The organism is Saccharothrix algeriensis, assembly GCF_016907655.1.
GTDB lineage: Bacteria > Actinomycetota > Actinomycetes > Mycobacteriales > Pseudonocardiaceae > Actinosynnema > Actinosynnema algeriense.
In genome coordinates this window covers 2,145,989-2,158,603 of record NZ_JAFBCL010000001.1, presented here as the reverse complement: position 1 = coordinate 2,158,603, position 12,615 = coordinate 2,145,989, and the positions used below count along the sequence as shown (strand labels likewise).

Genomic DNA, 12,615 nt, shown 5'->3' with positions numbered 1-12,615 from the left:
GCGCCCGGTGACCGGCGTTCTGTGATCCGCGTTCTGCGACCGGCCCGGTGACCGGCGGCCCGCCCCGGTCGCCGGACCGGCGCTCCCGGGGCCGAGCCGCCGGCGGGCGGGTCAGGCGCTCATCCGCCAGTGCACGACGTACCCGGCGGCCTCGGCGGCGATCAGGGCGTCCAGCTTGGCCAGGTTGGTCCGCTTGGCCATCCGGAAGGCCCTGCCGCGCCGAGCGTCCAGCAGCAGGGGCGTCGCCCCCGGCAGCGCCTGGTCGACCGCCTGCTGCAGGACGCGCAGGCCGACGTTGGCCGCCTCCTGCGTCATCTCCCGCTCCTTGACGTACACCAGCACCGCCGCCGTCGAGCCGTCCGGCAGGCGCAGGCCCAGGTGGGGGCGCACGCGCAGGGTCAGCTCGCCCGCCGACCACCGCGCGGGCGAGACCGGCACGCCGGTCGCCCCGGTGCCCTTCAACCAGGGCAGGAAGCCCTGCCGGATCTCCTCGAACGCCCGCAGCTGCCCGTTGCGCGACGCCGACCGCACCGCCGCGTCCAGCTCGGCGTCCGGGTCCGGCGAGTTCGCCGCGCGGCGCATCGCGTCCCTCATCGGGTTGTAGAACCCGCACACCCACCGGTCCGCGCCCAGGTAGACGTCCCGCTGCTCGGACACGATGCTGATCCGGCCGCGCTGGCCGCTCATCACGTACTCGGTGAACGACAACGCGGTGACGCTGACCGGTTCCACGACCACGACAGGCTCCCCTCGCACAGCATCGAACCTACGTTCGAATTCTACCCGTCGGGTACGACGCTGAGCGGTGGCGAACGGGTGCTTCCGGGAAGTTGTTCCCGCAGGTCAGGAGCGGATCTTGGTCAGCAGCGGGCCCAGCTCCGGGTCGGTGGCGACCTCGTCGAAGATGGCCGCGAGCGTCCGCTCGTAGAACGGGCTCGCGCTGCGGTAGACCCCCCGGCCCTCCGGGGTGATGCAGCTGTACACCCCGCGCCGGTCGGTCTCGCAGACCTCGCGCGAGGTCAGGCCCGACTGCTCCAACCGGGCGACCAGGCGGCTCACCGAGCTCTGGTTGAGCCCCACCACCTCGGTCAGCTCCTGCATCCGCAGCCCGCCCTCGGGCGCCTCGTGCAGCGCGCCCAGCGCCGTGAACTCCGACAGCCCGAAGTGGAACCTCCGCTGCAGGGCCCGCTCCAGCCCGGCGTTGACGCGGTTGTGCAGCGCGCGGAGGCCCGACCACGTCGCGTGGGCTGACAAGGCTCGGCCCTCCCCGGTCGCAGGTATGGGTCTACATACTATGCCGGGGTCGCGCGGACCGGCCCGGACGTGCGCGAGCGCACCTCGAACGGCCCTTCACCCGGACGCGCGCACCCCTCCGGGCGGGCGCGGTACCGTCACCGGCGCCCCGCCCGCCGGCCCGGCGCTCGGCCGGACCACCCACGGAAGGCCCCCATGGCTGACGACATCGACCTGACCAGGCCGAGCGCGGCGCGCGTCTACGACTACTACCTCGGCGGGGCGCACAACTTCGCGGTCGACCGGGACATGGCGCTCAAGGCCATCGAGCTGTGGCCGGAGCTGCCGCTGATCATGCAGGCCAACCGGGCGTTCCTGCGGCGCGCCGTGGAGTACTGCGCCGCCCGGGGCGTGCGGCAGTTCCTGGACCTCGGCTCGGGCATCCCGACCGCGGGCAACGTCCACGAGGTCGCCCACCGGGCCGACCCGGGCGCGCGCGTGGTGTACGTCGACAACGACCCGATCGCCGTCACCTACAGCCGGACGATCCTCGGCGACGACCGGCGGACCGCCGTGGTGCAGGAGGACCTGCGCCGGCCGGAGCGGGTCCTGGGGCACCCGGCGGTGCGCGACCTGCTGGACTTCGACCGGCCGATCGCCGTGATGATGGTGGCGGTGCTGCACTTCGTGACCGACGCCGACCGGCCGGACGACCTGGTGGCCGCCTACCGCGACGCCGTGGCGCCGGGCAGCCACCTCGTCGTCTCGCACGCCACCCGGGACGGCCAGGACGAGCAGGCCGACTCGCACCAGGACCTCTACCGCAAGCGCACGGCGACGCCGATGACGATGCGCTCCGCGGACCGGGTGCGCGCCCTGTTCGCCGGCTACGAGCTGGTCGAGCCGGGAGTGGTGCACCTGCCGCTGTGGCGGCCGGCGTCGCCGGAGGAGGTGGGCGCCGCCCCGGAGCGCTTCGCCGGCCTCGCCGCCGTGGGCCGCAAGCCCTGACCCCGCCGGGCCCCGACCCGCCGGCCGGCGTCGCGGCGGTCCCACCGCGACGCCGGCCGGGAACCGGAGGGCCTAGGGGTTCGAGGCGCCGGTGGCCGGGCCGCCCACCGGGAAGGCGGTGGCGCCCTCGGACGCGCTGCCCGGGGTGGGAGCGGCCCTGTTGTCGATCAGGCTCGCGATCTCGCGGTGCACCAGCGTGATCCGGGTGCCCCAGTTCGGGCAGCCGCCGAGGTGGTGCAGCGCGATCACCTTGTGCGACGAGCCCGCCAGCACCGGCGAGCCGGAGTTGCCGCCGGAGGAGTCGCACCGGTATCCGGTGTTCACGCCGGACGACACCACGTCGATCTTGCAGTACGCGCCGCCGTCGCGCTCCTCGTACAGCGAGAGGCGCTTCGGCCTGGTGTCGCCGTGGCCGGGGATGTAGATGCGCTCGCCCGCCACCGGTTCCCGCACGTCCAGGTAGAGCGTGCCGAACCGCTGGACGGAGGTGAAGTCGTTGACCGAGAACAAGGCGTAGTCCAGCGCGCTCAGCGGGCTGGACTTGATCAGCTCCGCGCCGCTGACCTTGGTGCCGGGCCGGGGGTTGTTGCCGCCGCAGGTGGCGCACTGGTAGTCGAACTGGAACTCGCTGGCCCTCAGGTCGGCCGCGCTCTCCATGCAGTGGTGGTTGGTGAGCATCCGGTTGGTGTTGCCCACCCGCCACGCCGTGCAGTGGCCGATGCCCTTGAGCAGCTGCCGGGCCACCGCGCCGGACCGGGCGTACTCGGTGGGGTGGTTGGCCTGGTAGCACACCACGTCGCGGCGGGCGTCCGCGCCGCAGACGCTCAGCGGCGCGGGGTTGGCGGCGGCCAGCTCCGCTTGGCTGAAGCCCCGGTAGTAGGTGTCGATGCGCGCGCCGAACCCGCGGCGGGTCAGCTCGGCGGCGTCCGGGCGGTCGGTCACGGCGTGCAGGGTGACCACGGCGGTGTCGCCGTCGACCGACATCGCGGCGAAGCCCCGCTTGCCGTGCACGGTGTGCGGCGAGTCGCCGGGGAACGCGGCCCTGGTCGGGTCGCCCCGGTAGGTGTGCACCTCGCGGCCGGTCGGGTCGGCCACCGTGACCCGGTCGCCGGGCGCCAGCTCCAGCGACGCGAAGTGCACCTTGACGTAGGTGGAACCGGGTTCGGACAGGACCACCCGCCAGGAGCGGCCGGTCGGCGCGTAGCGCAGGGTCGCGCCGCCGGCCTTCTCCTCGCCCGCCGCGCTCACCTTCGCCGCCGCGGCGGGTCGCGGGGCTTCGGCCAGGGCGGCGGGGGCGGTCAGGACGGGCAGCGCGGGTAGTGCGGGCAGTGCCATCGCCAGTGCGGCCACCATGGGCAGGGTTCGTGACCGTAGTGACATGGCGCACCTCCTAGGAAAGGTCGTTCCCTCGTAAGGCGGCGGTGTCCGGCCCGTCCTCCAGGGAAAGGGCGACCCGGACCCGTACGGTCGCACGGCGGGACCCCGCCGCTCCAGCTACCGGAGTCGGGACTTCGCCCGGCCCACGCGCGAAACCCCGGTCGGCTCCACTGGCGGAGCCGACCGGGGTTTCGCGGGTCGGTGGGGGAGCGGCCCGGCCTCAGAGCTGCTCGGGCGTCGCGAGGCCGAGCAGGGCCATGCCCTGCCGCAGGGTCTTCGCGGTCAGCCGGCACAGCAGGAGGCGGTTGGCCATCAGGGCCTCGGACGGGGCCTTGAGGACCGGGCAGCGCTCGTAGAACGCGGTGAACGCCGACGCGACCGAGAACAGGTAGTTGCACAGGCGGTGGGGCTCGTACAGCTCCGTCACCTGGGCCACGGCGTCGCCGAACTCGTCCAGCAGCAGCCCCAGCGCGCGCTCCGGGTCCTCCAGCGGGATCTCCGGGTCCACCGCCGCCGTCACGTCCGGCGCCTTGCGCAGGATCGACTGGATGCGCGCGTAGGCGTACTGGAGGTACACCCCCGTGTCGCCGGTGAGCGAGACCATGCGGTCCACGTCGAACACGTAGTCGCGGGTGCGCGACGTGCTCAGGTCCGCGTACTTCACCGCGCCGATGCCCACCTGGCGGGCGCGCACGGCCAGCTCCTCCGGCGACAGGTCGGGGCTCTTCTCGCGCACCACGGAGGCCGCGCGGTCCACCGCGTCCTGGAGCAGGTCGACCAGGCGGACCGTGTCGCCGGCGCGGGTCTTGAACGGCTTGCCGTCCGGGCCGAGGACGGTGCCGAACGGCAGGTGCCGCGCCGTGACGCCCTCGGGCAGCCAGCCCGCGCGCCGCGCGGTCTCGAAGACCATCTTGAAGTGCAGGGCCTGGCGGGAGTCCACGACGTAGAGCAGGTCGGTCGCGCCCAGGACGTTCACCCGGTACCGGATCGCGGCGAGGTCGGTGGTGCCGTAGCCGTAGCCGCCGTCGCTCTTCTGCACGATCAGCGGCACCGGCGAGCCGTCCGGGCCCTTCACGTCGTCGAAGAACACGCACAGCGCGCCCTCGCTGCGCACCGCGACGCCGGACTCCTCCAGCTCCGCGCACACCTCGGCGAGGAACGGGTTGTAGAAGCTCTCGCCGACCGCGTCCGCGTCGGTCAGCAGCACGTCCAGCTCGGCGTAGACCGCCTCGAAGTACCGCTTCGACTCCTCGACGATCTCGCGCCAGGCGTCCATCGTGTCCGGGTCGCCCGCCTGGAGCGCCACGACCCGCTTGCGGGCCCGGTCGGCGAAGTCCGGGTCGCCGTCGAACCGCGCCCGCGCGCCCCGGTAGAGCCGGTTGAGCCGCGACATCGAGGGCTGGTCGCCGCCCTCCTCCTCGCCCGCCAGCAGCTCGGGCCGCTCGCGCAGGTCCTGGATCAGCATGCCGAACTGGGTGCCCCAGTCGCCGAGGTGGTTGTTGCGGACGACCCGCTCGCCGGTGAACTCCAGCACGCGCACGATCGCGTCGCCGATGATGGTCGACCGGAGGTGGCCGACGTGCATCTCCTTGGCGATGTTCGGCTGCGAGTAGTCCACCACGGACACGCCGGTCGACGCGGCGACCGGCAGGCCCAGCCGCGGGTCGTCCACGCGCGCCGCCGCCTGCCGCAGGATCGCCGGGCCGCTGACGGTCAGGTTGATGAACCCCGGCCCGGACACCTCGCCGGCCGCCACCACGTCGTCGGCGGTGAGCGCCTCGACCACCTTGGCCGCCAGCTCGCGCGGGTTGGCCTTGAGCGACTTCGCCAGCGCGAGCACGCCGTTGGCCTGCCAGTCGGCGCGGTCGGAGCGCTGGAGCCTCGGGTCGGCGGCCCCGCCCGCGTCGCCGAGGGCGGCGGTGATCGCCTCCGCGACCCGGTCCCGAAGCCGGGCGCCCAGAGAAGGCACGGTGGTATTCAACGTCACGGGCCATTTCCGTTCGTGCGAGAGCGTCCGACTGCCGGCGCGGATTTCGTCCCGCCGCCGTTCCGGCGGCTCCTGGCCGCCCGAACCGGGAGTGTACAACGCTGACGTGGCGCAGTTCGGCGCAGCACCCCGGCGCGGCTGCGCCCCGGTGGTGGAGAACCGCTTCCGGTCAAATGGCCCCGGCCGGTCCGCATTCGGTCGGTGGCACCCGGTGCCCTAATGCGGTTCGTGAACACCGGTCGCATTGTTGGCGGCTGCTCGGGGGAGCGGTTCAGCGGGCATTGCGCCGGCAGGCGCGCAGGCCCGCTTCGACGGCCGCCAGGGCGCGCGAGATGTCGTCGTCGTCCACGGTGCCCAGGTGACCCAGCCGGAACGTCCGCCGCCTCGCCAGGGGCAGCGTGCCGGCCTGGAGGACGACGCCCTCGTCGGCGACGGCCGCCAGCAGCCGCTCCTCCCGCAGGTCGTCGGGCACGAGGCACACCGTGACGCCGTTGGCGCGGTCGCGCTCCTCCGGCACCAGCAGCCGGATGCCCAGGTCGGCCAGCCCGGCGTGCAGCCGGTCGCGCAGCGCCGCGTGCCGCGCGACCCGCTGCTCGCGCCCCTCCGCCAGCACCAGCCGCAACGCCTCGGACAGCGCCATCACCGAGTTGCCGGCAGGTGACTGGAAGTAGTCGAACCGGCCGCGCAGCGCCGCCGCCATCACCGGCAGCCACGGCGCGAGGTCCAGCGCGAACGTGCTCGGCTCCCACGGCCGGTCCCGCAGCGCCTCGACCGCGCGCCGCCCGAGCGCGTAGAGCGCCAGGCCCGGGGCCGCCGCCAGGCCCTTGGACGGGCCGCCCAGGTAGAGGTCCAGGTCCCAGTCGTCCACTTCGACGCGTTCGGCGCCGATCGCGGACACCCCGTCCACCAGGCACAGCGCGCCGTGCCGGTGGGCGAGCGCGGTCAGCCCCGCCACGTCCGACCGCACGCCGCTGCTGGAGTCGACGTGCGCCACCAGGACGGCCTGGTGGCGCCGCCGGCGGAGGGCCCGGTCGACCGCTCCGAGGTCCGGCGCGCGGCCCGGGGCAAACCGCGGCGCGTGCGCCGGCACCCGGTTGCGCAGGCAGATCCGCCGCCACCGCTCGCCCCACGTGCCCGTGGACACCACCAGCACCGGCAGCCCGGGGCGCAGCAGGCTGACCGCGGAGCACTCCATGCCGATGGTGCCGCTGCCGGGCGTTACCACGGTCTCGGCCGAGGTGGAGCCGACGACCTCGCGCAGCCGGGTCAGGCAGCGCCCGAACTCGGCGAGGAAGGCGGGGTCGGTCAGCGGCAGCGCGGGAGCGGCGAGCCGCTCCAGCACCGAGGGCGCCTGGCGGGTCGGCCCGACCACCATGGCCAGCGGTCGCGCGGCCCCGGCCGCGCTCCTGTTCTCCACCACCGGGTGTCCTCCTGGGATGTCCTCGACGGCGCCCGGCGGTCGACCGCGCCCCGCTGGCGGGGCGAGGGTGCTGCCGGGCAAGGGAAACCGGTGATCGGGCCGGCGCGGTCCACATAGGTCACCGCGGTTGCGGCGACGGTCCGATGTGGACCCGACCGGGGGCGGCGACGCGGGCGCGGGCGCCGGCCGGGCGCCGGTGTGGACGGTCCCCGGCGCCGCGAGCGCCCGGTGCGCGCCGCCGACGGGCGCCGGCCGGGCGCGCCGAGCGCGCCGCGCGTGCCGAGTGGAAAAGACGCCGAATAACCCCGCTAACCACCGGGGTGAAATGGCCACTGCCGGACTACGTGGTCCCGAACTGTTCCGAAGTGCGTCCCGAACGGGTGTTACGCCCTCCGGCCGGATTGCCCACGCGAGTTCGGCGGTGCTGTCGGCGGGGCTGTGCAAAACCGCGATCCGGGCATTTCGCCATGTCTTGACCGGAGCCGTTGATCGCCCGGACCATGGCGGCATACTCCCATGACGCCACACCCAAAAAATAGTTTCGGAAAGGAAATAGTCGTGACGACCACGCCCGAGGCGACCGAGTACCGGTCGGGGTTCGGCAGCTGGGACGACCGCGCCAGCGTGCGGAGCAAGCCCCGGCACATCCTCGACGAGCACCTGGACGGGAAGATGTTCTTCCCGCCCGAGCTGGTGGCCGCGGTGAACCACCCCGAGGTGAAGCGGAACGCGGACGACGACCTGGTCAGGCGCGTCCTGCTGCACCGACTGCACATCTACCTGGACTTCACGAGCGACCTCGAACAGCTCGTGGTCAACCCCGTGACCCAGTTGATCAGCCGCCGCCGGGCGGGTTTCGACCTGCCCGACCGGATGCTCCGCGACGCGTACAAGATCTGCACCGACGAGTCGTGGCACGCGCTGTTCTCCGACGACCTCCAGGACCAGTTGGCGACCGCCACCGGCGAGGGTTCGCCGGAGCTGTTCCCGCGGTTCCTGCTGGATCTGGACCGCCTGGAGGCGGAAGAGGACAGCGACACCCGGGGGTTGACCAAGGTCTTCTTCACCGTGGTGTCCGAAACGCTGATCTCGGCCATTCTCAACGACATCCCGCGGGACGAGCGCATCATCTCCTCGGTCCGTGAGACGATCGCCGACCACTCGGAGGACGAACGCCGCCACCACGCCTATTTCGCGCAGTTCTTCCAGTACGCCTGGCACCAGCTCGGCAAGCGCCAGCGGGATGCGATCGGCCAGGCGCTCCCGCAGTTCATCACCGCGTTCCTCGGCCCGGACCCGGCCGCGGACGCCCACCTGCTCAAGCTCGCCGGCCTCGACGACGAGACCACCCGCGGTGTCCTGGAGGAGATCAACGAGCCGATGGCGGTCGGCCGTTCGATCCGCACCGCCGGCGCGGCCACGTTGCGCCTGTTCGAGCGCAACGGCGTCTTCGAGGACAGCCGCACCTACGACAGCTTCGCCCGGCTCGGCCTCGTGGAGTGACGGGCGCCGCCCGGTGCTCCGACCGGGTGGCACGGTGATCAGGCGTCGTGCGTCGCGGGCCGGGGCAGGCCGCGGCGCACGACGCCGTCCGGTCCGGGCGGCAACGGGTCCGACCGCTCCGCGGTGAGCGGGCCGCCCGGCCGGGCAGCTCGGCGCTCGTCGGTCACCGTTCCTCCTTCACACCTGGGGGCGGGTGCGCGGGGCAGGCCGTTCCGGCGGCCCGCCCCGGTGCCGGGAGGGTGCGGTCGAGCCGGATCAGCCCTGCTCGGCCCACTCCGCGTAGTCGCGGCGGGAGGGGGTGAAGACGTCGAGCGCGACGGAGCGCTCGACGGCGACCACCTGGTGGTCGACGCCGCCGCGCACGACGAAGCTGTCCCCCGCGCGGGCCTCGAACGGCTCGTCGTCGGCGATCTGCACCCTGATGCGGCCCGAGATCAGGTAGGCCAGCTGCTCCTCGGGGTGGTTGTGGCGGGGGAAGACCGAACCCGCCTCCATCACGTGCTCGACCACCATCAGCTTGTCGTTGTGGGCCAGCACCCGCCGGGTGAGGTCGGGGAACGCCTCCCGGCCGGCGACCGCCGAACCGGGCGTGATGACGACGTCGGGGTACTCCCGCGCCTGCTGCGTGGACATGTCGGGTCACTCCTTCCCGCGCACGGGGCGGACGAACAGGGGGAGCGGGGTCACGTCGGAGCCCGACGCGCCCTCCTCGGCGCCCGACGTCGGGAAGTGCGCCCGGTCGAACACCCGGTGGAGGCTCGATGTGCAGGTCCTGGGCACCGCGACCGCCACACCGCGGTCGTCCGCGGCCGACTTCGCGGCGATGAACCGGTAGCTCTCGCCGGGCCGCAACCCGATGACGCCCCACTCGCCGCGCTCGTGCCCGGCGCGGTCGCGGCGGTGGTAGACCCGGTCGGGTCGCGCGGAGTCGTTGCGCACCTGGACGTGCACGGCCCGCACGTCGCCGTACCACTCGAAGGTGGCCACGTCGAGGTCGTCGTCCGGCAGCTCGGGCACCGCGGGCGGCGCGGTCATGCCCGGGATCCGGCGCATGTTCGCGTCCGCGCGGCACTCGAGGCACCTGCCCTCCGCGTCGACGCCGAGCACCCGGGCGTTCAGGCCGTAGCGGGTCACCAGCAGCTCGCCGCAGCCGTGGCACCGGGTGTCGGTCGACTCGGTGTCGTAGACGTTGCCGAGGTAGACGTTGCGCAAGCCCATGTCCAGCGCGATCCGGCGGGCGCGCTCCAGCCGGTCGACGGGCGTGCGGGTGGTGTCGGTCATCTTGTAGTCGGGGTGGAACCGCACGAAGTGCGTCGGCACCTCCGCGCCCAGCCGCTCGCCGACGAAGGTCGCCATCGCCCGCGCGGTCTTCTCGTCGTCGCTGAGGTCGGTCACCATCAGCGTGGAGACCTCGACGTGCTTGCCCGCCCGGTGCACCGCTTCGGCGCCTTCGAGCACCGGCTCGATCCAGCCCTTGGTGATCCTCCGGTAGTACTTCGGGTCCATGGACTTGATCGAGATGGAGAAGATGTCGATGACCGGGAGCAGTTCCCCGATCGCCTCGGGCGAGATGAAGAACGCCGACTTGTAGAGGTTGACGATGCCTTTCCGCTGCGCGAGCCGGGCCGTCTCGACCACGAACTCGTGCCACACCACCGGGTCGTTGTAGGTCCAGGAGATGACCTTGATGTCGTGCCGGAGCGCGATGTCGACGACCTGTTCGGGCGTGTAGTGGTGCACGTCCTTGTCCTCGACGTACCGGGCCTGCGACGTCTTCCAGTTGTGGCAGTAGTCGCAGTTGAGCATGCAGCCGATGTTGCCCATCGACAGGATGCGGGCGCCCGGCTCGTAGTGGAACACCGCCTCGGTCTCGACGGTCTCCTCGGTCGCGTGCACCGACCAGCCGTAGTTCAGGCTGACCAGCCGGCCGCCCCGGTTGGCGCGCACCCGGCAGAAGCCGTGCTGACCGGGCCGGATGCGGCAGTTGCGCGGGCTGAGCCGGCAGCGGACGACGTCGTCCGCCAGCCGCTCCTCCAGCCGCGCCGGGTAACCGCCCTCCCGCCACCCCCCGAGGACCGCGCCCTGCGTCATGTCCAGCTCCTCCAGCGCTCGTGGGGCGGCGCGCGGACCTCGCCGGGCGGTCGGCGCGCTGCGCGGAATCGCTGCGGGGAAACCTCCCGGCCGCGTGCCGGAAATCAGCCGGGCGCGCCTGGGCGCCCCGCCCGGTGGGCTGCGCCCGAACCGGTTCGGCAATTGTTCTGCTTCGCGGAGAATTCGATCGTGTGCTCGTCGGAGGGGATATTCGACCGCCGGCCGTCGGCAGCCCCATCATGCAGGTGCGTTCCCGAAGCAATCAAGCTCCGCCCGGAAGTGCGCACTGCTACCTTCCCGGCCATGGAAACCCCCGACCCGGCCCACGCCGACCGCCTCGGAAGTCCCGACCGCGCCGCGGGTCCGACGCAGCTCCCGCCGCACGTCCTGCTGCTGCAGCACGCCCACTGGGAGGTGCCCGCGATCTACGGCGACCTGCTGCGCGAAGCGGGCTGGCGGCTGACCACCTGCCGCCCCTACCTCGGCGACGCCTTCCCGGCCTGGGACGACTTCGACGGGATCCTCGCGATGGGCGGCCCGATGAGCGCCAACGACGTCGACGAGCTGCCGTGGCTCGGCCCGGAGCGCCGGCTCATCGCCGAGGCCGCCGCCGCGGGCAAGCCCTTCTTCGGGGTGTGCCTGGGGTCGCAGCTGCTGGCGGCGGCGCTCGGCGCGAAGGTCTACCCCGGCCCGCTGCGCGAGTACGGCGTGCACGAGGTCCGCACCGCCCCGGCGGCGCAGGACGACCCGCTGTTCGGCGGCCTGCCGCAGTCGCTGCGGGTGTTCCAGTGGCACGGCGAGACGTTCGACCTGCCGGCCGGCGCGGAGCTGCTCGTGGAGGGCGACCCGGTGCGCAACCAGGCGTTCCGGTTCGGCAGGGCGTACGGCCTCCAGTTCCACGCCGAGGTCTCGCCCGCCCTGCTCACCGAGTGGCTGGCCGTCGACTCGTGCGCGCGCGAGCTGGTGGACGAGGTCGGCGCCGACGCGCCGGCCGAGCTGGCGGCCGAGCTGGCGACGGAGGACGAGCGGATGCAGGACCTGGCCGGGCGGGTGTTCGGCTCGTGGATGCGGCTGGTCGAGACGACGCGGCAGGGCTGACGCGCACGACCGCTCCCGAGGGGCGTGGCCGGCGGCTGGAGGACTCAGCGGCCCGCCACGCCCCTTCGCGTCGCGCGGGGGCCGTGCCGCGCGGCGCCCCGGTCAGCCCTGCTCGGGCTGGTCCTCTCCGGCGGGTTCGCCGCCGGGCCCGTGCAGCACGGGGAACTCGCCGCCCGCCGCCTCGTCCAGCGTCTCGATGATCCAGTCGTCCATCGCCTGGTTGGTCATCTCGGCGGCGGCGCGCCAGCGGTCGTGCTGCTGGACGGAGACCTGGAGCTTGACCGACTGCACGAGGTCGGGCCGCGGCGCGGCGGTGGCGCGGGAGCCGGCGATGCGGGCGGCCCGCAGCCGCCGCCGCAGCTCGTTGCGCGACCAGCCCAGCCGCTCGGCGCGCAGCAGCCAGGTGTCCTGCTCCTCGTCGGTCAGCGCGGCGACCTCGGTGTGGTGCCCGAAGCTCAGCTTGTCTCGCCGGCGAGACAGCGGGAACTTCTTCGCTATCCAGGCGTAGTTGCGCAGCGTCTGGTAGTCCAGCGAGGTCCGCGCGATGGCCTGCTCGTAGCGGTCGCCGTAGGCGTGCTGGCCGTAGACCAGCAGGTCGCCGATCCACCACGAGGTCGACTCGGCCGCGTTGAGCACGTGCCGGCCGATGCGCTGCCAGGCGTCGAACGACATGCCGCGGGGCAGCATCAGGCCGTTGGAGCGCACCCGCACGCCGTCGACGAAGTGCAGGTCGGGCAGCAGCGACGCGCGCCAGGCTTCCGCGGAGGCTTCCCAGGCCGCCCGCAGCTCCCGGCCGGGTCCGTCGGTGGCCTCCTGGTCCGCCGGGGAGGTGCGCACCTCTTCAGGAGTCTTGCCTGTGTTCATCGGTCCCCCAAGTCGTCGGGCGTGCGGACACCGG

General features: G+C 73.3%; 12 protein-coding genes. 3 read left to right on the top strand and 9 right to left on the bottom strand.

Annotation, left to right across the window (positions count from 1 at the left end):
* Positions 1-111: 111 nt before the first annotated feature.
* The gene (locus JOE68_RS09575) at positions 112-756 is read right to left on the bottom strand and encodes a hypothetical protein (protein ID WP_307819601.1); all 645 of its coding nucleotides are present in this window, start codon (positions 754-756) and stop codon (positions 112-114) included.
* A gap of 87 nt (positions 757-843) precedes the next feature.
* The gene (locus JOE68_RS09570; RefSeq protein ID WP_204841963.1) at positions 844-1,254 is read right to left on the bottom strand and encodes a MarR family winged helix-turn-helix transcriptional regulator; all 411 of its coding nucleotides are present in this window, start codon (positions 1,252-1,254) and stop codon (positions 844-846) included.
* Between the two features lie 195 nt (positions 1,255-1,449).
* On the opposite strand from JOE68_RS09570, the gene JOE68_RS09565 reads away from it, so the two are divergent.
* Complete coding sequence (locus tag JOE68_RS09565; RefSeq protein ID WP_204841962.1) at positions 1,450-2,241, top strand: SAM-dependent methyltransferase; 792 nt, start codon at positions 1,450-1,452, stop codon at positions 2,239-2,241.
* A 72-nt stretch (positions 2,242-2,313) separates the two neighbouring features.
* Here JOE68_RS09565 and JOE68_RS09560 read toward each other — a convergent pair whose 3' ends face one another.
* The 3 genes from JOE68_RS09560 to JOE68_RS09550 all read right to left on the bottom strand — a co-directional run bounded on the left by JOE68_RS09560 (position 2,314) and on the right by JOE68_RS09550 (position 7,025).
* Complete coding sequence (locus JOE68_RS09560; RefSeq protein WP_239562188.1) at positions 2,314-3,621, bottom strand: trypsin-like serine peptidase; 1,308 nt, start codon at positions 3,619-3,621, stop codon at positions 2,314-2,316.
* Positions 3,622-3,838: 217 nt separating this feature from the next.
* Positions 3,839-5,587, bottom strand: a complete 1,749-nt coding sequence (gene argS, locus JOE68_RS09555) for an arginine--tRNA ligase (protein WP_307819600.1) — start codon at positions 5,585-5,587, stop codon at positions 3,839-3,841.
* 289 nt (positions 5,588-5,876) lie between these two features.
* On the bottom strand, positions 5,877-7,025 hold the full coding sequence (locus JOE68_RS09550; RefSeq protein ID WP_204841960.1) for an aminotransferase class V-fold PLP-dependent enzyme: 1,149 nt from the start codon (positions 7,023-7,025) through the stop codon (positions 5,877-5,879).
* Positions 7,026-7,583: 558 nt separating this feature from the next.
* Here JOE68_RS09550 and JOE68_RS09545 point away from each other — a divergent pair.
* Positions 7,584-8,528, top strand: a complete 945-nt coding sequence (locus tag JOE68_RS09545; RefSeq protein ID WP_204841959.1) for a diiron oxygenase — start codon at positions 7,584-7,586, stop codon at positions 8,526-8,528.
* Between the two features lie 38 nt (positions 8,529-8,566).
* On the opposite strand, the gene JOE68_RS31770 is transcribed toward JOE68_RS09545, so the two are convergent.
* The 3 genes from JOE68_RS31770 to amrS form a co-directional block, all read right to left on the bottom strand.
* Entirely contained in the window at positions 8,567-8,695 is a 129-nt protein-coding gene (locus JOE68_RS31770; RefSeq protein ID WP_275584714.1) for a hypothetical protein, read from the bottom strand.
* A gap of 88 nt (positions 8,696-8,783) precedes the next feature.
* Positions 8,784-9,161 (bottom strand): cupin domain-containing protein, encoded by a 378-nt coding sequence (locus tag JOE68_RS09540; RefSeq protein WP_204841958.1) that lies wholly within the window; start codon positions 9,159-9,161, stop codon positions 8,784-8,786.
* 6 nt (positions 9,162-9,167) lie between these two features.
* Complete coding sequence (gene amrS, locus JOE68_RS09535; protein ID WP_204841957.1) at positions 9,168-10,619, bottom strand: AmmeMemoRadiSam system radical SAM enzyme; 1,452 nt, start codon at positions 10,617-10,619, stop codon at positions 9,168-9,170.
* 303 nt (positions 10,620-10,922) lie between these two features.
* Between amrS and JOE68_RS09530 the strand changes: the two genes are divergently transcribed.
* On the top strand, positions 10,923-11,717 hold the full coding sequence (locus tag JOE68_RS09530) for a type 1 glutamine amidotransferase (protein ID WP_204841956.1): 795 nt from the start codon (positions 10,923-10,925) through the stop codon (positions 11,715-11,717).
* A gap of 102 nt (positions 11,718-11,819) precedes the next feature.
* Here the strand turns inward: JOE68_RS09530 and JOE68_RS09525 are convergent, their stop codons facing one another.
* Positions 11,820-12,581: an LmbU family transcriptional regulator gene (locus JOE68_RS09525; RefSeq protein ID WP_239562187.1), complete on the bottom strand. Its 762-nt coding sequence runs from the start codon at positions 12,579-12,581 to the stop codon at positions 11,820-11,822.
* Positions 12,582-12,615: the final 34 nt, after the last annotated feature.

Coding starts and splice junctions, on each gene's coding strand:
- JOE68_RS09565 (WP_204841962.1), top strand. CDS start 1,450: ATGGCTGACGACATCGACCTGACCAGGCCGAGCGCGGCGCGCGTCTAC.
- JOE68_RS09525 (WP_239562187.1), bottom strand. CDS start 12,581: ATGAACACAGGCAAGACTCCTGAAGAGGTGCGCACCTCCCCGGCGGAC.
- JOE68_RS09530 (WP_204841956.1), top strand. CDS start 10,923: ATGGAAACCCCCGACCCGGCCCACGCCGACCGCCTCGGAAGTCCCGAC.
- amrS (WP_204841957.1), bottom strand. CDS start 10,619: ATGACGCAGGGCGCGGTCCTCGGGGGGTGGCGGGAGGGCGGTTACCCG.
- JOE68_RS09540 (WP_204841958.1), bottom strand. CDS start 9,161: ATGTCCACGCAGCAGGCGCGGGAGTACCCCGACGTCGTCATCACGCCC.
- JOE68_RS09560 (WP_239562188.1), bottom strand. CDS start 3,621: ATGTCACTACGGTCACGAACCCTGCCCATGGTGGCCGCACTGGCGATG.